This is a genomic window from Lelliottia jeotgali (genome assembly GCF_977070485.1).
On sequence record NZ_CDRVFO010000015.1, the window covers coordinates 97,342 to 115,147 of the forward strand.

The following is a 17,806-nucleotide window of genomic DNA, read 5'->3' on the forward strand; positions in this document are numbered from 1 at the left end:
CCGGACGGTTACACCGGATGACCCCTACAGCGACTATGTCGAGTACGAGGACGAAGAAGCTGGGTGTCTGGAGCAGCGGCTTTCGGGATTGCTTGCTCGCCTACAGACCAAAAGCGGGCAGACAGTTGAGGAATTCAGGCACTGGATGTTTAGTGCAGTTTGGGTAGACGTCCCTGCGCTACGCATTGTTGAGAGCTGAATGGCGGGCGCAAATGATCAGTATGAAAAAGGGCGCCATGGGCGCCCTTTTTCATTACGCTCGCATTTTACTCCGTCCGGGAGCTGCGGAACCTTGTAGGAGGACCGATTTTGGCTCCCACTTCGACTGATAGGAGTCGTCAGCTTGCATCAGTTTCAGTTCCCGAAGCACATCCCGAGCATCCTCGCGCAGGTAGTCAAGCCGAGTCTGCTGCAGGAACGGCTTCGCCTTCTCTTGGATCGCTTTGTTGAGCTCTGACAGCTCGCGTCCCCGCGTCGACTCGGCCTCATCCCTCCAGCCTTCCAGGCGCTCCAGGAAGTTGTCCAATCGGCTGATGAACCCGCTGATGCTGAATTTGTCGTCAACGCGATACACCAGGTTGTCCGGCTCGTATGAGTCCCGACCGGTGACGGTGAAGTGGATTTTCTGCCGCTCGCATGACACTTGAATTTCGAAACCTCGATAGCTTCCTACGGGCACAAGCTCTGCGCGCTGGAACGTGTCTTCAGACCGCCGCTCGACGGCCCGCTTCATGGCGGTGGCGAATACCGCGGCCAGTCTTTCCTTGTCCGCGTCTTTGTAGGGTCTGCCATTCGCCGAGAACTCGAATTCAGGTTTGGTGCCGGCATCGCGCCGCTGGATCTCACTTGACCAACGGGCGATTGCCCGATCGGCACGTGAGTCGGCGTCACGCAGCCACGCAATGCGGCTGTCGAGCGAGTGCTGGCCACGTTTGAAGTTGGAAAACAATGCTTCCACCTTCTTGAGGTCTGCAGCGATTTGCACCTGCTGGAAGATCAGAGGATTACCGGTGGCCGCGGCTTTCATCTCGGCGGCGTTGGCTGCCTCGCTGGCCACATCCTCGATCACACGCTGGAGGCTGTCCCCCTTGCGGAATTGTTCGATGCCAGCTGCCTTGAATTCGATGGTCTGCCACATGCGGCTATCGTAGGTCTGTTTCGTTGCGTAGCGCAGAATCTCGATCTCGAATCCGTCAGGATCCATCTCATAGAAGAGGTTACCTTGCCGCTCGATGCGACCATCGCGTTGCTCCAGGTCGCTTGGGCGCCATGGTGCATCCAGGTGGTGGAGAGCGACCAGGCGGCGTTGGACATTCATGCCGGCACCCATCTTCGCTGTTGACCCCAGAATGATCCTGACCTCGCCGGCATTCATCTCCGCAAAGAGCTTGGCTTTCTGCAGATCTGTGTTGGCCTCATGGATGTAGCGAATCTGGTTCGCCGGGATCCCGCGAGCGAGGAGCTTTGATCGAATGTCGTCGTATACGCTGAACGAGCTGGCACCTGCCAGAATATCGTCCATAGAGATCGAGGCTTCTCCTTCTTCTTCGTCCTCTGAGCTCACAGCAGCCTGTTCTGGGCGTTTTGGACCTTTTGGCGTGGATAGGTCACAGAAAATCAGTTGCGTGCCTTTACGGTCGTCCCAGTCCTGCCAAATGCGGAATGCTTGATCGACACACGCATTCACTTTGCTACCTGCGAAATCCCCAGCGCCGGGATCGATGAGTCGGAAATCCAACCCCGCTTTGCGCGCGTCGTTGGTGATCTTCAAAGGATTGTCGAGGCGTGGGTCTTTCGGCAAATGCTCCATGCGATGGATGATCGATCCATCGTTCCAAGTCTTGAACGTCGATCCATCCGCTTTAAGCAGCGGATTACCCTCTGCGTCGATCGCCTCTTGCTGAATGCCCATGTACCAAGCTTGAGCCTCCGATCGATCCACAATCACGTTCTGCGGGCGACCGCCTTTCAGCTTCGGTACTGGGAATCGGGTACCGCGGGCCTCGGCCTGGTCCTGTAGATCCTTGCGTGTGATTACATCAGCGAAGGTTCGATACATCGCCGTCAGCTCGGGAACGTTCTGGAACTTTGCAAAACGCGAGTTGAGCTTGTAGTTGACGCCGGTAGCGTCAAGCTCCCAGCCGGTTACAACCTGGCCGAATGTCGAAGCCCAGGCATCAAAATGAATGATGCCCCGGGCCTTCATTTCATCGTACTGGAGGTATCGTTGTACGGTGTAGAGCTCAGCGATCGTGTTGCTCAATGGGGTACCCGTGGCCAGAAACACGCCTCGGCCGTCGTTCCGTTGCTGCAGGTAGCGACACTTGACGAAAAGATCGAATGCTTTTTCCGATCCTGCCAGATTACCCAGCCCCGATACCCTGCTGAGCGAGGTCGTGATGAACAGGTTTTTGAATTCCTGCGCCTCATCTACAACCAAGGCGTCAACACCCAGATCGGCAAAGCTGACAGCCTGGTCTTTAGAACCGGTGTCGGCTTTCTTTTCCAGTCGCTCGGTCATCCGCTCTTTCGCCTTTTCCATCTCCTTGATGGTCACGCGATCGCCCTGGCTGCTCTTGAGGTCCAAAATGGCGTCAGTGAGATCCTGGATTTGCTCCTGCAGCAGCTCCTCGAGCGTCTCCGGGGGCATGCCAATTTTTTTGAACGAGCTGTGAGCCACCACCACAGCATCCCAATCCCCGGTAGCGATTCGGGCAAAGAGTCGCTCCCGGTTTTCTTTCTTGAAATCCGTCTTCTCAGCAACCAGCACGTTGGCGTTAGGGTAGAGGTCGTAGAAGGCATCCTTCCACTGCAGTAGAAGATGATTCGGTACCAACACCATTGGCTTTCGGAAAAGCCCCATCCGCTTGCTCTCCATCACGGTTCCGACACACACCAGCGTCTTACCGGCGCCGACTACGTGATCGAACAGTGCTGTGCCGTCCTGAATTCCGCGCCAAATTGCGTCCTTCTGGTGCGGACGGAGCGTGATGTCCAGCGAGGTGCCGGGCAGCTGCAGGTGTGAGCCGTCGTAGCGGCTGGGAATATTGGTGTTGAACCGATCGTTGTAGAGTCGCGAGAGGGATTCACGACGATCCTGATCCTCCCAGATCCAGTCGGTGAACGCAGCGCGGATCTCGTCCGCCTTTTGGTTGGCTGCAGCGGTCTGAGTTTCATCAACCTGCATGATCGGATGGCCATGATCGTCCTTTCCGACCTCCACTTTCACTTGGATCGGGCGGTTCGTTAAAACCGCCTCTACCAGCTTGTTTGCGGGGTACGCTTCGGTGCCCCAGGTGACGCGCATGGTGGTGTTATCCCCCTCGGAGATGTTCACCATCCACTTGCCCAAGGCCTCCTGGTAGTCGATGCGCCGGCGTACATCCCCCATCAGGTGTACGACGAAATCATCGATTGTTTTCGCCGGTACCCAAGTCGAACCCAGCTGCACGGAAATGTCGATCGGCTCGATGTCTGCTGGCTGTATCGGACGCAGCGCCTCGACGTTCTCCAAGAACTTTGGATCGTGTTCCGCGGCTCGAAGCGCTCCCCTGAGTTTCGCTTTCACGTTCCCGGTCAGGTACTGATCGGCTGTTTCCCAGCGATCCTTGCCCGGATTGAAGTAGACAAGTCCCTTCAGGTCACGAAGGAGTTCAGGCTCACTCAGACCGCACAAGCGGATCATGCGCTCGAGGTCTACACGGCCCACCTGGTTCATGCTGACAACCAGTGCATCCTTAGCGGATTCGACGTGCCGAATTTCTTCGCGTGGGCTCATCACGCGGCGCGAGAAGATTGCGGCTTTATCAGCTGTGGGATTGCGCGCCGGCACTCCGTGCTTGCGTGCCATGTCAGCCGATACGCCGCGATCGTAGTTGCTCTCAAGCGCATTGAGCAGAGGGTATTCAGGATCCTCCCCCATCGCCAGGCGGTTGGCTTGGCTACTCAGGTGGCCAAATCGACGGACGTACTTGTCGTACAGTCCATTCAAACGGCCGCGCAAGGTTTCCAGATCTTGAGGGTCAACGGACTGCTCAGCATTCATCAACGCGCGCAGAGCGTCACGTACCTCAATCATGCCGCGAATTCGTTGGCCTGCCCGCTCGGTTTTCGGGGTAATGAACTGGTAGTCGTGGGCTGCAAGCTGATCTGGCAAGCGACGGGCCAAACGGTCGTCAGCGGTCACAAAGTAGGAACCCACTTTGGTATTCGCTGGCAGGTCGACCTCGGGTTTACCTAATTGGCCATCAGTTTCATGATCAAGAGGCTCGCCTGTGAAGGTGCGGATAACACCTGCAGGCAACGATTGAAGTCGGGCGCTGATCGCCGCGCTCAGGTCCTGGCCTGGCTCCGCCATCAAATCAGCGGCATCGCGGCGCATCTTCCCGGTGAGGGCCATCCGGCCGGCCATCTGCTCGGGATTGTCGATGAAATACTGGTTGATCGTGATTGGCTCACCCGATTCGCGATCTCGTATTTCACCGACATCTACCCAGCGGCGCTCCGGTTGGTCTCCGGGGAGTGCCTTCTGGAAGAACACGATATCCGTCGTTACTTCGGTCAGGGCATTCTCTTTGAACGCCGTGTTGGGTAGACGAATAGCGCCCAGGAAGTGGGCCGTATCTGCGATATGTTCACGCGCCTTGCTATTGGCGGCATCGAGGAAATACCGACTGACAACGGCTCCCATCACACCACCAGGTTTGAGCGTATTGAGCGATTTAGCCAGGAAGTAGTTGTGGATCGAGAAACCAGCCAATTCGCGGTGGTGCGGGTCATACAACGATTGCGAACCGAAGGGCGGGTTCGCCACGCAGGCATCGAAGTATGCGCTTGGGATAGCCACATCCTGCAGACCGCGATTGATGAAGGTGGATGATGGATAAAGATGAGCGCCGATCTGCGCTGTCAGAGGGTCAAGCTCGATGGCGGTGATGCGACTGTTGCTCCGCATTTCTGTCGGCATCAGGCCGATGAAATTGCCAATGCCGGCAGCTGGTTCCAGAACCTTGCCACCTTTGAACCCTAGTCGCTCCAGACCCTCGTAAATGCCGTCGATTACGGTGGTTGAGGTGTAGTGCGCGTCCTGGGTGGAGCGCCTGGCCCTCTCGTACTCATCTTGGCTGAGCAGTGAGGCCAGTTCCTGGTACTCGGCACGCCAAGCATCATTTCGATGATCGAAAGCCTGCGGCAGTCCACCCCATCCTACATATCTGACCAGCGTGGATTGTTCGTCTGGGGTGGCGCCACGGCCTTCCTTGTGCAGCACCTGCAGCAGTTGAATGGCAGCGACGTTATCGCGGAATTTCGATTTTGGACCGCCAGAGCCCAGTGAATCAGCACCGGTAATCGCATAGTCAGAGGGGGCTACAGGTCCGTTTTGATCTCCAACATTTGCAAGATCTCGTGCTCGGTCAGACCCTGCTTGCTGTCCGCTGGCAGGCTGTTGATGGCCGTCAATTCCAGGGCTTGCTGCTCCAATAGCCGGCTGAGCAGTTGCAGCTCGCCCTGAAGCTCCATCGCCTTGAGGCGTTCCGGGCTGTTCAGCGCCCAGCGATCCAGAATCTTCCAGCCTTGGAGACTGAACGACGGCGACTGGCGGATCGATGCGAGTGTCTGTTGGCTCAGGACTCGTGCGGAGATTTCCAGGGGCTGTGTTTGGTTGGTGATCATAATGGCGGTCTCCTTGGTCTTCGTCGGAATCGAGGCCGGCTTGCAGGTCCTCGATGGTATTTACCGTCTCTTGAAAAGCGAAATCGAACGTCATCTGCCCCTGATTCTCTGGGGTCTGCCGCCGTTTTCTAGGCATTGCCGTCGCCTCCTATTCCAGTTTGTATAATAGTCATTATACAAACTACTGAAGACACGACAATGTGCGTTTCTAACTCACTGTTTTTAAAAGGTACTGTTAGTAGCCCGGCTTCGGCCTTTTCAGGAAATCTCCCTGGCTAAGATCGGTCGGGTACTTGTGACGGTACTCCGATCGGATGCCATCCAGCTCAGCATGCTCGCTCGGGGCAGCTCGCCGTACAAGCATCTTTCCCTCGATCACTTCCAGGTTGTAACTGAAACCGCGAATCTCCTCGGGAGTCCAGACGCGCTCGCGTTCTTGAGTGATGCGCAGTCGGCCAGCTGCTGGAGTGCAATCCACCTCAGAGAGGCGACGCGCATACAACTCGGTACCGTTGCGGCTAAACACCTGCAGCGTATGGACTAGGTTATCTGATTCTAGCCGTTCGACGGTTACAGGCAGGCCTGCGTAGGCCTGATCATGCTTATCTCGATTCGACCAACGACCAAATCCGTTGGCTTCTCGCTGCAGCTCGTAGCGCATATGAATGCTCATGCGGCTGACGAGGGGATCTACTGCCAATACACGGGCTTCGACCCGATAGCCAGCGGTGTGAAGGCGAGAGCACAGCCTGGCGAGACTATCGGGATCCCGCATGGTCCCGTCGATCAAGAGATTCCGCCGATTCTTGATCGCCAAATTGGTGAGCTTTACCGACCATGCGCCGGCGTCCGGATGAGTACGATCGGCGGCCAATCGATCGTTCTGCCGCATCAGCTGCAGGTATTGCGGATGGTGCTTGCGCAGCTCATCAGCATCAACCTTGATGGTGTTACCACCGAACTCATCCAGTGCTTTGCTGCTGAGTCCGGCCTTGCCTGCACCAGGTTGTCCCCCGAGAAGAACGGCGGTTGGATGGTTGACAGGTTTGGTAGTGGAGAGCGCCAGGAGGGCGATGTCGTCAAAAATGGCATCGTGGTCTTCGGGGGACAGTCGGAATTGCGACTGGTCGTCCTTGGGAAACGTCATTTGCTGTCGGTGTCCTTCCTTGATACCAGCAGCGATTGCCTGAGCTTCAATGCGCAGCTCGCTGATAGTAAGCCTACCGTCTGAAAGTCCGACGGCCTTCAACATGCCTTGTAGGGCATTGCGGGTGCGGTCCCATGCTTTTCCGAGGAATGAACGCTCCTCCTCCGCGACAAATGCGAAGACCTCTTCTGCACGATGGATGCCGGGGAGTTTGGCGTAGTGCTGATCCACGTACGCCCAAATATGGGCTAGTGAAGGTTCGCCGCGCGTTTCAAGAACGCGATCCAGGAATTCCCGCTTTTCTTCGGGATTGAAGGTGTTAAGCCCATAATGCCCGAGGAGCTCGTGGCGCAGCGCTCGTCGCACGGCCCCTTCATCACCCATATTGGAAGCGGCAAGGGTAAAGATGGCTCTTGCTGGGTGGTAGGCTGCGTCAATTCGGTATCCGATTTTTTCTCTTGCGGCGTCGGGTCCATAAATTTCCTCCTGCGTGGCCTTGATAATAGCAGTCACACCTATGTGACCACGATATTCGGCCATGAATCGATCCACTATCGCCTGGGCCTGAGCAACGGTAAGGCCAACGTGATCGGGAGATGCCATGAGGTATCCCCTTCAAACCGAAGCTTTGACAATCGGCCCGTAGCGCTCTATTGCGTGCGCTACCGCCAAATTGTCGTCAATGCGAAGCCGGGAGCGCTCGACTACGAGCTCAGCTTGCTCGGCCCTCAGCTGATCAATCAGGGCCTGGTTCGGTTCGTCCTTGCTGCGCTCGTTGTGAATGTCGCGAGCTTTGAGGGCGATCATGTTGCCAATGGTTTCCATCGCGGCTTCAAAGGCCGCAAGCTGGTGATCCGTCCACTGTGCCGGCATGGAATTGTCCTTCTTTTTTGGTGTGAAGGCCTTGGTGATCAAGGCGAGGCCAAGTATCAAAAATATCGCAGACTGAAGCCAATCGGCTGTGGTACTGAGTTCATTGAGTCGAGAGTTGATCGCCATGGCCAGGCCCACTAAGGCACTCAAAGCACCTACAAATAACCGCATGATTCGATTATTCATCGCTTCCCCTTGCGGCGATGTCTTTGACCAAGGACAGCTCGAAGCAGTCATTCAACACGGTCATCAGTTGTTCCGCAGTAGGCGCGCTTTGGCAGCGGAACAGCACGATGGCCAACTCTTTAAGGCCATGGGCTCGGTTGATGCTATTGACCGCCAAGGCACGTAAATCATCGGTGTCATAGACGTTCGCCAATGCCACCCCCTCCGCGCCTGTGATACCTGCCGTGCGATCGATGGAGGTCTCAACCGACGGCGGCAAAGCAGGTTTGTGATCCGCATCCACCAGCATCAGGGAGACGATAAATGGCACCGACATTCCTGCAGGATTTTTGGCGAAGTAGGCCGGGACGACCTTCATTTCAGTCTCGTTGAACATTTGATTCCCTACCGTTTGACGTCGAGCGCCAGGAATGGCCCTTTGAAGCCAACCTGCTCGTCTACTGAACTGAACGCTGCTATCCCTTTGGCTCGTTCTTTGAGCCACCGATCAAACAGCTTGCGAGCTTGCTTGTCATCGACACGAACCAATTTTCCGTCCTCAGCAAAGAACACTGGCATGCGGAACGTATTGCTGTCGTCTACCGAAATGGCCATCTCATACCACTGATTCTGACCCTCGGTGACTTTAATAAATTGGGTGTGCATCCCCTGGATAACTTCCCTGTGTTCGCCAGGCTCTTTTGATGCCCCTGACTCCTGGTTGCAGCCAGCCAATAGGATCATCAGCAGGATCGGCAATGTGCGGCGAATCATGAACGATCTCCTTCAGCCCACCCTGGCGGGTAGGCTGGATAAGTGATTGAAGCCTCGAGGATTGACGATGTTTCGGGAGCCATGGCCCATGCGTAATAGCCAGTGCCCTCAAAATAGAGCACGGGTTGTCCCCCGAGCTGGCCTATGACGCTGGACCCGGCGGCATAGGATTTGGGCAAGTCGCCCAAACCCAACGTTGGCAGGTTGAGTGATGCGTGCAGCACCTCCTCGTGTTTGTAGAGGCTTCGCGCGGCGGCATCTCCCCAAGCGCTATTGTCCCGGGCGATGGTTCTGAACCTCATCCACTCCAGCGCAGGTAGCGCTCGCATGTGCTGCAGCACCAGATCCTGGAAACCCTTTTCGTGGGCCAGCAGCTGCCGGTCATGTTCGTTCAGGAAATCGGTGATCATTCAGCCCACCTTCTTGCCGAAGTCGAATTCGACTTTCCAGCTATCCCGGTTGAGTTTGAGGTAAGCGGTGAATGGGCGCTTTTCACGGTTGAGAAATCCAGAGAGCTTCTCCGTAATCCCGCTCTTGAACAGCGCATCCGCTTCAGAAGCACTCAGCGGCCTACTGGCGATCACTGCACCGACTTTGAACTGGCACGCTTTGCATTCAAAGTGACCTGGTACCGCTGCAATCTCACCTGAGCAGCGTGGGCACTCAAGCTTGTTGGACGACATCGCCGGCACAGCTGGAGCTGGACGATCTGGGGTGCTGGGTGCTGAGTCGAACACGAACGTCGTTTTTCCTGTGCCGGTGTCCAGCCTCAGCTTCGCGGAAAACTTGGACTGCTTTTGACGACTCACGAAGCCCTTGATGACAGGTGTTTCACCCTTCACCAACAACAGTTCGACCTGGCCTGGAGTGAGAGTCTTTCCTGATACCTCGTGCCAAAGCACGAACTCGCAGCTGGAACATACGGTACGCTTGCCCCGGTTTTGCAATGCGCTCTTGCAGTTAGGACAGGGAACGCCTTCGCCAGCTGCGGGCGGGAGGGGCGTGATAGAGGCGTCCTTGGCCGTGGCTACAACGTCACGAACGAATTCCTCGGCGTAGCGCATGAAGTCGCTCAGGCTCATCGCTCCATCAGCGACTTGATCCAGCGAGCGCTTGAAGGCACCGGCTTGTGCGGGGTCTTTAACGCGCATGGGCAGAGCGTCAATCAAGCTCCTGGCTTCAGGGCTGGTCATGAGCTTTTTGCCCTTTCCCCCCGCCGGCACAAACAGGCTACGTCGCTTCATGTCGGCGATGATGCCTGCACGAGTGGCAGTAGTACCTATCCCCTCACCCTCTTTGAGCCGCTTTTTCAACTCCACATCGTCTACGTATCGATGCAAGTTTTTCATTGCATCGAGGAGCATGTTGTCGTCAAAGCGCGGTGGCGCAGTAGTCACCTTGCCTGTTGCACTTACTTCCAGCCACTGCAACAGATCGCCGATCTGCACATTAGGGAGTTCACCCTCGGGCCCTTCATCTTCGGCGGGCGCACCATCCAGCGGTGGGGGTTCCTTGTAAACAGCTTTCCAACCTTGCTCGGTTGGGCAGACACCAGTTGCGGCGAACACCTCACCAACCTGAACGCGAATGCGCAACACCATCGACCGATACCGGTAATCGGCTGCAAACTGGGCAAGATACGCCCGCACCACCATGTCGTACACGTTCCGCTCAGGCTCCGACCAGTCAGCCACATTGACTGGATTTTCCGGGATTGAAGGGATGATGCCGTGATGCGGGGTGGGTTCCCCCGTGGGAGTACGCATTTTCGCATCATTGAAGGCTGCTGATTTGCGGTATGGGTCCAGCTCACGAGCAATGGCCTGCAGATCTGGCCGCAGCTGTATGATGCCGGCGATCACGCAGGGCGCCTCGGCATGATGGGCTTCAGAAAGGAAGCGCACATCGGTACGAGGATATGTCATGACCTTGTAGGTGTCGTAGAGCTTTTGCGCGGCCTCCATTACCTCGTCACCGGTGTAGCCGAAGCGGCTGAAACCTTCCATTTGCAATTCATTCATGGACAAGGGAAGTGGGGGCTCCTTCTTCTTGTCGGTGACCGAGTGCTCGATGACTGAGGCTTCCCCGGGCACACCATCCTGCAGGCGTGCAAGGAGGGATTTAGCAACCCCTTCGTCGACCAGGCGACCGGATTCATCCAGGCCAGCCTGGTCATCCTGTGGCATCCAGCGGCCGCGGATTGAAATCCCAGCTTCGGCTGTGAAAACGGCAGTGATGTCTTGATAAGGGACAGGCTTGAAAGACTCGATCGCTCGGTCCCGCTCGCGGACGACGTACAGCAGAGGGCTTTGCACGCTACCAACGGGCAGCAATCCTTGGTGGCCCATGTCGCGCCCTCGAAGGGTCATCGCCCTTGTACCGTTCATGCCCAAAAGCCAGTCATAACGGCTCCGAGCAAGCCCCCACAACCGCCATCCACTGAACAGCGGGTCAGAGTTGTCACGCATATTGGCGAGTGCTTCGCGGACCTTGCTGGGGTTGTAGTCGTTGATCAACACCCGTTTAACAGGCTTGCGGCAGCGATAGTACTCAAGCGCCTCGTCGACCAGACTTTGTCCCTCGCTATCCGGATCGCCAAGGTGGTACACAACGTCACACCAGGCCAGAAGCTCTTTCAGCTTGCTGAGCCGGGGCCGTTTGCGAGGATCAGGCAGAATTTTCCATTGTTGTTCTGGTGGAATAATTGGCAGATCTTCCATCCGCCAAATTTTCCGACCCTTGCCGGTAGTAGGCAGATCGTCCGGCAAATAGTCATCAGGCGTCGCCTGTTGGAAGGCATGTCCATCCAGCCATACGCACCAGTCGTTACCATGTTTCGTCCAGCCTGCCCCACGATCAGAAGAGTGTCCATTGAGCACAGGGAATACACCCTGCGATAGCTGGGATTCTTTCTCAGCGATCCAAAGAATTTTTTCCATCAACCCTCCTTACCCTTAAGTCTGGAGCCGTCTGGACCTACCCAGCGACTGGTATGGTTTGCCTTGCCTTGATTCCGTAGAATAGCTATCATACGGAAAATCATAAACCATCACGGGTTATTACGGAAGGATTGCCTAATGGTTCCAATTCCCGCTCCACCGCCTGATGTCGCCCAAGACCTGGTACCTGCCTGCATGGTGCAGGCTGCTCGGGATTACAGCCTGCCATTGCGTGGCCTAATCGCTGTATGGCTTACCGAGAGCGGCAGCGGTGAACCGTTGAAGAGCGTGAACAAGAACGGGACGGTCGATCACGGGCCCTTCCAGATCAACACGGTTTGGGCAAACCGCCTGCAAAGCGAGTTCGGCGTCCCGCCCGAACTCATCACGAGCGATTTCTGCTGGGCGGCAAGGGCCGGCGCTTACATCCTGCGGTACGAAATTAATCAGGCCGGTGGGAGTTTTTGGGACGGTGTTGGGCACTACCACTCAAGAACTCCGAAATTCAAATATCCCTATATACAGCGCGTATATAACAACTCATTGAGATTCTAGGAGGGAATATGGCGCGCCATAACCAGGGTGAGTCTGATGGTATGGGAGTTGTGTGGTTGGTGATGATCGCACTTCCTGTTGTGTTTGGCTGGATGTGCTGGTCTCGCTGGCACGGCACGATCAGCTACTGGGGGTTGAAATGGGCTTGGCACCAACTTGGTGTGTTTGATTGGTCATTTATGCCAGATCAAATTCGCCTGTGGCGATACGAAGCGGCCCAGCTTGCGATGAACCCCTCGCAAGTAAAGTTTGCTGACTTGCTGCGTCTGCTCAATATTTCCGGGTACTTTTTCATTTTCATCCCCGTCATATTAGCGCTACGTGGATTTCGTGCGGCGCATCGGCACGCGGCTAACAAAACTCGCCGAGTTATCACAGTAGAAACGCTGCCATGGGTGATGTCTAACCATTCGCCCGCAATCATCCCGTCCTTGTATTACGGCGATCCGCACACGCTGCTTTTGAATGAAGATCCTGAGGAGCATCGCAGCGCGATCCATCCCGAAGAATGGGCTCTGCAGCGTGGCCTCATCGTCAACCGACGGCTCGACCGGGAGCGCTGCCGGGAGCTGCTGGTGAAAGACTTGGGTAGCCGGATCAAAAGCCTGAATGAGCTGAGTCCTACCGAGCGAGCCCTGTTTGCAGTGTTCGGCGCCAGGCTGTTATCGGATGGGCGCGATATGAAAAAGGCCCAGGAGCTGCTGGACGCTCTGAATCGTTCATGCCACCACAACACCTTTGAGGGAAAAAAGGGCTACCCCGATTTGAGCTTGGCTGACGATGCTTTCAAGAAGTATGCCATACACCCGGAAGCTCAAACTTTTCTTGATAAACACCCCTACCCTAGAACAATGCTTTATGCCATGCACCAGCAAGCTAGTAATTTGGGAAAATTGCCATCGTCTCAGTTTCGTTGGTTGAAAGGGATGGACCGCCCTTTGTTTTACGCGCTGAATTTAGGTAAGCGTAAAGCTCCGCTTATAGAAGCGGGAGCAGTTTACACGCAGACCCACTGGGAAAGTTACGCCGATGACACGGGTTATAGATTAACCGAGCCATTTATCGAAGATGCAATCGACGGGGTTGAAAAGTATCTGGCCAAGCTTGGTCTCGTCGACCTCAATACTGGAGATATCCAATGAAGAACCGAGACAAGATTCGTCAATACGACAACACCCTTCACATTCACTTCGGCTCGACTGGTGAAGAACGGAGTGTATCGTTGTTGCCCTTGGAGCGCGGGCTGTCTCTGAAGCGTGAGGGTAAGCAGATCCTCGTGACCAGCGCATTTGGCGGGAAGCTGGAGCAGGTCGTTCTCGAGTCCTTTGGCACCGAACAACTGGCTACTGACGCCTTTGATGCACTCCAGAGCGCTATTGTTTCGCATGGATTGCGCCGGCGCTGGACCTCCCGGGCCAAAGGGATCGTAAAGTGGGGAGTTATCCCCGCTTTCGCAATCATTTTTGCCCTCGGCCTGAACATGTTTGCGGCAAAACTGACCGGGCTGCAGGCGCCTACCGAGGCGCAGTATGGTTCGGGAAGCGGTCTCCAAACACCACAGACCCCTACCCCGACATTTGCCCCACAGAACCCACAGACATTCCAACAGCCTGCCCCAGACCTCTCTAACATCCCCGGCCTTCCCAAACCAACAGACCCGAAAATTGTCCGCGAGGCGATCAAGGCCGGGGTGGCTACCGGCAAGTATTCAGTGAAGCTATCCGAAGGGGCTAAAGGGACTGTCTACGTCTTCTCTGATCCTTCTTGCCCTCATTGCCAGAAATTCGAGCCTGAGCTCGAGCAGCTCGCCGCGGATCATACCGTTGAGATCTTCCCTGTATCGGTGATCGGTGGTGAAGGCTCAGCCAAGCCTATCGCACAGATGCTTTGCGCTCCGATCGAGCAGCGCGCCTCGATGTGGAAAGCCATCGCCAAGGGGCGGCCGATCGATGGGCCTGTATGCGAGGAAGGCCTTACCCATGTTCGGGCCAATGACCAAGTCTTCAGAAAACTGCAGTTCCTGGGCACCCCAACAGTGATCAACCAGCAGGGCGCGCAGACGCCGCTCACCCTTCCCAACCAAGCGGCAGCTATTGCCCAGTGGCTGGAACAGACGCAGGCTCAGTAGGGATCGCCCATGGGGAAGTACGTTAGATACAGTGACGAGTTTCTCGACCGAGTCCGCCAAGCAGCGGATTTGGTAGGGTTGATATCGCGTGACATTACACTGAAGAAATCGGGCAAAAACTTTAGCGCTTGTTGCCCCTTCCACAAAGAAAAAACGCCGTCGTTTAGTGTTTCCCCAGAGCGTAATTTCTACCGCTGCTATGGATGTGACGCGAAGGGTGACGCTATCACGTGGATGATGGACCATCACCACCTGCCCTTCCCTGATGCCGTTGCAGCGGTTGCCGAGTTTTCGGGCATCCAACTCCCTGAGCCCTGCCAGGATACTGCGGCAGATCAAGCCCGGAATGCAGAGTTGGCAGCCATGTACCGAGCCCTCAAGGATGCCCAAACCCTCTATGCCGGAGGCATTCAGAGGAATGCAAAGTCATATGGCTACCTGACTCAACAGCGAGGGTTGAGTTCCGAGACGATCGGTAAATACGGTTTAGGCACCGTAGGTACTGGTATTGCAGATCTCCTGCTGAAGCGCCACGACCGGCAGATCCTGATTGATTGTGGTCTGGTATGTGAAGCCGAAGATGGCCGGTTATTTGACAGATTTCGAAGCCGGATAATGATCCCGATTCACGACCACGGCGGGGCCCTGGTTGGCTTTGCTGGCCGATCTGTTATTGAGAGCCCTGACCGAACGCCTAAATACATTAACTCGCCAGAGACGAAACTTTTTCATAAAGGCGAGGAGCTGTATGCCTTCAACATCGCCCGCCAATTCATCCGCGCTGACAGACATGCGGTGGTGGTCGAAGGCTTTTTCGATGTGTTGAGCCTCCACCAGGCTGGTGATTCGCGGGCAGTTGCTCCCATGGGCACGTCCCTTACCAATGTGCAAATGCGTAGGCTCTTTCAAAACGCAGATACCGTTACATTCGCCTTCGATGGCGATAAAGCGGGACGAAAAGCGGCTTTAAGATCCTCTGCGGTTGTTTTGGAAGAAATGTGCGATGGGAAAAATGCTCAATTCTTATTCCTTCCAGAAGGTACCGACCCGGACAGTGTCCTGCGAGAAAACGGTCTCGAATATTGGATTGAGATGCTGAACCAAGCGCAACCGCTCAGCCGTTTTCTGACCGATTTTGTTAAGCACCGTCTGGATATCGAGATCCCCGAATCCCAGGTTAAAGCAGCGGAGCGCGGTCGGGCTGTCATAGCCCGTATTCGCGATGCGGCTCTCTTCAAAAAAGCGCTTAGCTTGCAATTTGAACGCGCTATTGGCATTACCTTGAGCGCGTAGGAGACGATTAATGGCTATCGATTCTCAACACGAGATCCAAGCTGGACGCTTGTCCAGAGACACCCGGTCAGCTTGGACCCGATTTATGGTCTCACTTCATCGGCCAAATAACTTCAAGCTGGCGATGCTCGCACTTATTGGGTTGATGATCTATCAACCTGCCGCGTGGCCTGTTTGGATACTGATCATGTGCATGATGGTTATGTCCTTCAATGATCAGCGTTTTCGAATGCCATTGCGCATGCCAAAAGACATCGGTGGTAAAGATCGAACTGATTATTACGAAGAACTGGTCGAACAAAAAACCTTGTGGGGCTTATTTAAAAGCTCTCGGACGTTTCGCAAGCTCCTTGCTGCTGGTGGCATCATGTATCTGGGGTATTTGCGTACGCCAAACGCCGAGGGCATTGCAAGGAGTGAAGACGAAGGTCGAGAACTTTGGCTCAACAACTCCGACTGCCGTACGCATATGTGGATTCCTGGAACCACCGGCAGTGGAAAAAGTGAAACTCTCATGGCGCTGTTCTTCAACGCACTTTGCTGGGGATCGGGAGCTTGCTACGCAGACGGCAAAGCAGACTCCAACCTAGCATTTTGCCTGTGGTCGCTTGCCAGGCGCCTAGGCCGTGAAGATGACTTCTTGATCCTCAACTATTTGACCGGGGGTATGGACCCATTCGATAGCATGGTGGCACGCGAGAATGGAAAAGAGTGGACCTCGGACTTTAGAGCGCAGTCGAACTCGCTGAATCCCTTTGGTGACGGTGCTGCCGACTTTTTGCTGCAGCTCTTGGCGTCGCTGCTGCCTGCGGCCAGTGGCGATGGTGCGAAGTGGCAAGAAAAAGCGATCAACATGGTCGACGCAGTGATCAGGACGCTCTGCTACAAACGCGCCAGGGGCGAAATTGAAATTTCCGTTGCTACCTTCCGGCATTATCTCGCGCTGAAGAATCTGGTCGAGCTATACAAAGAAGGCCAGCAGGGACTGATTCCCGAGACTGCCTACCTGCCTATCAAAGCGTACTTTGAGACCGGCCTGCCGGGCTTCAACCCCGACTTGGTGGACGATCCTTCTAAATGGGACGCGGAGGTATTTAACCAGCATGGCTATTTGACTGGTCAATTCTCGCGAATTTTCTCGATGATGATGGATACCTACTCGCACGTGTTCAGCGACAAGTATCCGGAAATCGACATGATGGATGTGTTGCTTAACGATAGGCTGCTTGTGGTGATGATCCCGAGCCTGGAGAAATCAGCCTCCGAAGCGGCATCGCTGGGCAAGCTCTATATCTCGTCCATTCGGTTGATGATGGCACAGAACCTCGGTTACAAACTGGAGGGGACGAAAGAGCAGGTGCTCGACACAAAAGCGACCAATGCGCCCAACCCCTACCTCATCATCAGTGATGAGCTGGCTTACTACTTTGCTGCAGGGATCGCTGTAATGTTCGCACAGGCTCGTAGTCTGGGCTTCATGATGGTTGCGGCAGTTCAAGACATGCAAGGTCTGAAACGTGGCGAGGCAGCTGACGAAGCTGCTTCGATGCTGGCCAATACCAAGGTTAAGTGGGTGCTCGCATTGGAAGACCCTGAGGACACCTACGACTTCATCCGCAAGGCTGGCGGTGAAGGGTATTACAGTGTCCTGGGTGGCTACGATGAAAGCTCCGGTGCCATGCAGTCCTCTTTCCGCGCTCAAGCGGGAGCCAATATTGAGAAACGTAACAAGATCGAGCTGCCTGATTTGAAAAAGCTCCAAGCCGGCGAAGGCATGGTCATCTTCAAAGATAGCGTTGTTCCGAGCTCCAGTTTCTACATCCCGGATGAGCACAAAAAAACTAGCAAACTGTCGGCACGTATCAACCGGTTCCTTCAAATTGAGCGACCAGAATATTCGCGGCTACCTCACAGCGCCGAAAAGATCAGCATAACCGATCACCATTCAGTCGATTACGTAACTGCCCAGTTGCGCAGAGTCGAATCCGCCTACTATCCAAAGCTGGATGATCCGGTTCTCGATGAAATTGTGGCAACGGCAGCTCACATGGACACTATTACCCGGTTTGAAGTGAGCCCTGAACAACGCGGCATTGTGTTGTTCCAAGCTGCTCGAAAAGCAGTACACGCTGCAGAGGCGAAAGGGCTCTCCGGCTATTACCACCAGGTTCGTGATGAAGACGAATTCGAGGAGTTGCTGGGTGATGAAGGGGATGATCTAGAGATACCCGAAGAAGCCTTCGACGACTAAGGAGTTTT

Annotated in this window: 13 protein-coding genes; 5 read left to right on the top strand and 8 right to left on the bottom strand. The window is 55.3% G+C overall.

Going from position 1 to position 17,806, the window contains the following annotated elements; all coding sequences use genetic code 11:
* Positions 1-253: 253 nt before the first annotated feature.
* From ACW4TB_RS20915 to ACW4TB_RS20950, 8 genes are all read right to left on the bottom strand, one after another.
* Positions 254-5,269 carry a DEAD/DEAH box helicase family protein gene (locus ACW4TB_RS20915; RefSeq protein WP_023662969.1) on the bottom strand — a complete coding sequence of 1,672 codons (5,016 nt, stop codon included), beginning with the start codon at positions 5,267-5,269 and terminating at the stop codon, positions 254-256.
* A gap of 98 nt (positions 5,270-5,367) precedes the next feature.
* Positions 5,368-5,673 (bottom strand): hypothetical protein, encoded by a 306-nt coding sequence (locus tag ACW4TB_RS20920; protein ID WP_009682487.1) that lies wholly within the window; start codon positions 5,671-5,673, stop codon positions 5,368-5,370.
* A 235-nt stretch (positions 5,674-5,908) separates the two neighbouring features.
* Positions 5,909-7,360 (bottom strand): zeta toxin family protein, encoded by a 1,452-nt coding sequence (locus tag ACW4TB_RS20925; RefSeq protein WP_228393789.1) that lies wholly within the window; start codon positions 7,358-7,360, stop codon positions 5,909-5,911.
* A gap of 75 nt (positions 7,361-7,435) precedes the next feature.
* The gene (locus ACW4TB_RS20930; protein ID WP_197884355.1) at positions 7,436-7,879 is read right to left on the bottom strand and encodes a hypothetical protein; all 444 of its coding nucleotides are present in this window, start codon (positions 7,877-7,879) and stop codon (positions 7,436-7,438) included.
* Positions 7,872-8,255, bottom strand: coding sequence for a hypothetical protein (locus ACW4TB_RS20935; RefSeq protein ID WP_009682483.1), 384 nt, complete (start codon positions 8,253-8,255; stop codon positions 7,872-7,874). The genes ACW4TB_RS20930 and ACW4TB_RS20935 overlap by 8 nt, the downstream gene beginning before the upstream one ends.
* Before the next feature lie 8 nt (positions 8,256-8,263).
* The gene (locus ACW4TB_RS20940) at positions 8,264-8,632 is read right to left on the bottom strand and encodes a hypothetical protein (protein WP_009682482.1); all 369 of its coding nucleotides are present in this window, start codon (positions 8,630-8,632) and stop codon (positions 8,264-8,266) included.
* Positions 8,629-9,042 carry a hypothetical protein gene (locus ACW4TB_RS20945; protein WP_009682481.1) on the bottom strand — a complete coding sequence of 138 codons (414 nt, stop codon included), beginning with the start codon at positions 9,040-9,042 and terminating at the stop codon, positions 8,629-8,631. The genes ACW4TB_RS20940 and ACW4TB_RS20945 overlap by 4 nt, the downstream gene beginning before the upstream one ends.
* Positions 9,043-11,571, bottom strand: coding sequence for a type IA DNA topoisomerase (locus ACW4TB_RS20950; protein ID WP_009682480.1), 2,529 nt, complete (start codon positions 11,569-11,571; stop codon positions 9,043-9,045).
* Between the two features lie 138 nt (positions 11,572-11,709).
* On the opposite strand from ACW4TB_RS20950, the gene ACW4TB_RS20955 reads away from it, so the two are divergent.
* The 5 genes from ACW4TB_RS20955 to ACW4TB_RS20975 are packed head-to-tail and all read left to right on the top strand — an operon-like array spanning position 11,710 to position 17,798.
* Complete coding sequence (locus ACW4TB_RS20955; protein WP_023662967.1) at positions 11,710-12,126, top strand: lytic transglycosylase domain-containing protein; 417 nt, start codon at positions 11,710-11,712, stop codon at positions 12,124-12,126.
* 8 nt (positions 12,127-12,134) lie between these two features.
* Positions 12,135-13,268: a secretion/conjugation apparatus DotM-related subunit gene (locus ACW4TB_RS20960; protein WP_009682478.1), complete on the top strand. Its 1,134-nt coding sequence runs from the start codon at positions 12,135-12,137 to the stop codon at positions 13,266-13,268.
* Complete coding sequence (locus tag ACW4TB_RS20965) at positions 13,265-14,254, top strand: DsbC family protein (protein WP_009682477.1); 990 nt, start codon at positions 13,265-13,267, stop codon at positions 14,252-14,254. The genes ACW4TB_RS20960 and ACW4TB_RS20965 overlap by 4 nt, the downstream gene beginning before the upstream one ends.
* A gap of 9 nt (positions 14,255-14,263) precedes the next feature.
* Positions 14,264-15,547 (top strand): DNA primase, encoded by a 1,284-nt coding sequence (gene dnaG / locus ACW4TB_RS20970; RefSeq protein WP_009682476.1) that lies wholly within the window; start codon positions 14,264-14,266, stop codon positions 15,545-15,547.
* Between the two features lie 10 nt (positions 15,548-15,557).
* A complete protein-coding gene (locus tag ACW4TB_RS20975) occupies positions 15,558-17,798 on the top strand; it encodes a hypothetical protein (protein ID WP_009682475.1) in 2,241 nt (746 codons plus the stop codon).
* Positions 17,799-17,806: the final 8 nt, after the last annotated feature.

Excerpts from the sequence above, each read along its gene's own strand:
- ACW4TB_RS20920 (WP_009682487.1), bottom strand. The coding sequence starts at position 5,673 with ATGATCACCAACCAAACACAGCCCCTGGAAATCTCCGCACGAGTCCTG.
- ACW4TB_RS20925 (WP_228393789.1), bottom strand. The coding sequence starts at position 7,360 with ATGGCCGAATATCGTGGTCACATAGGTGTGACTGCTATTATCAAGGCC.
- ACW4TB_RS20930 (WP_197884355.1), bottom strand. The coding sequence starts at position 7,879 with ATGAATAATCGAATCATGCGGTTATTTGTAGGTGCTTTGAGTGCCTTA.
- ACW4TB_RS20935 (WP_009682483.1), bottom strand. The coding sequence starts at position 8,255 with ATGTTCAACGAGACTGAAATGAAGGTCGTCCCGGCCTACTTCGCCAAA.
- ACW4TB_RS20940 (WP_009682482.1), bottom strand. The coding sequence starts at position 8,632 with ATGATTCGCCGCACATTGCCGATCCTGCTGATGATCCTATTGGCTGGC.
- ACW4TB_RS20945 (WP_009682481.1), bottom strand. The coding sequence starts at position 9,042 with ATGATCACCGATTTCCTGAACGAACATGACCGGCAGCTGCTGGCCCAC.
- ACW4TB_RS20950 (WP_009682480.1), bottom strand. The coding sequence starts at position 11,571 with ATGGAAAAAATTCTTTGGATCGCTGAGAAAGAATCCCAGCTATCGCAG.
- ACW4TB_RS20955 (WP_023662967.1), top strand. The coding sequence starts at position 11,710 with ATGGTTCCAATTCCCGCTCCACCGCCTGATGTCGCCCAAGACCTGGTA.
- ACW4TB_RS20960 (WP_009682478.1), top strand. The coding sequence starts at position 12,135 with ATGGCGCGCCATAACCAGGGTGAGTCTGATGGTATGGGAGTTGTGTGG.
- ACW4TB_RS20965 (WP_009682477.1), top strand. The coding sequence starts at position 13,265 with ATGAAGAACCGAGACAAGATTCGTCAATACGACAACACCCTTCACATT.
- dnaG (WP_009682476.1), top strand. The coding sequence starts at position 14,264 with ATGGGGAAGTACGTTAGATACAGTGACGAGTTTCTCGACCGAGTCCGC.
- ACW4TB_RS20975 (WP_009682475.1), top strand. The coding sequence starts at position 15,558 with ATGGCTATCGATTCTCAACACGAGATCCAAGCTGGACGCTTGTCCAGA.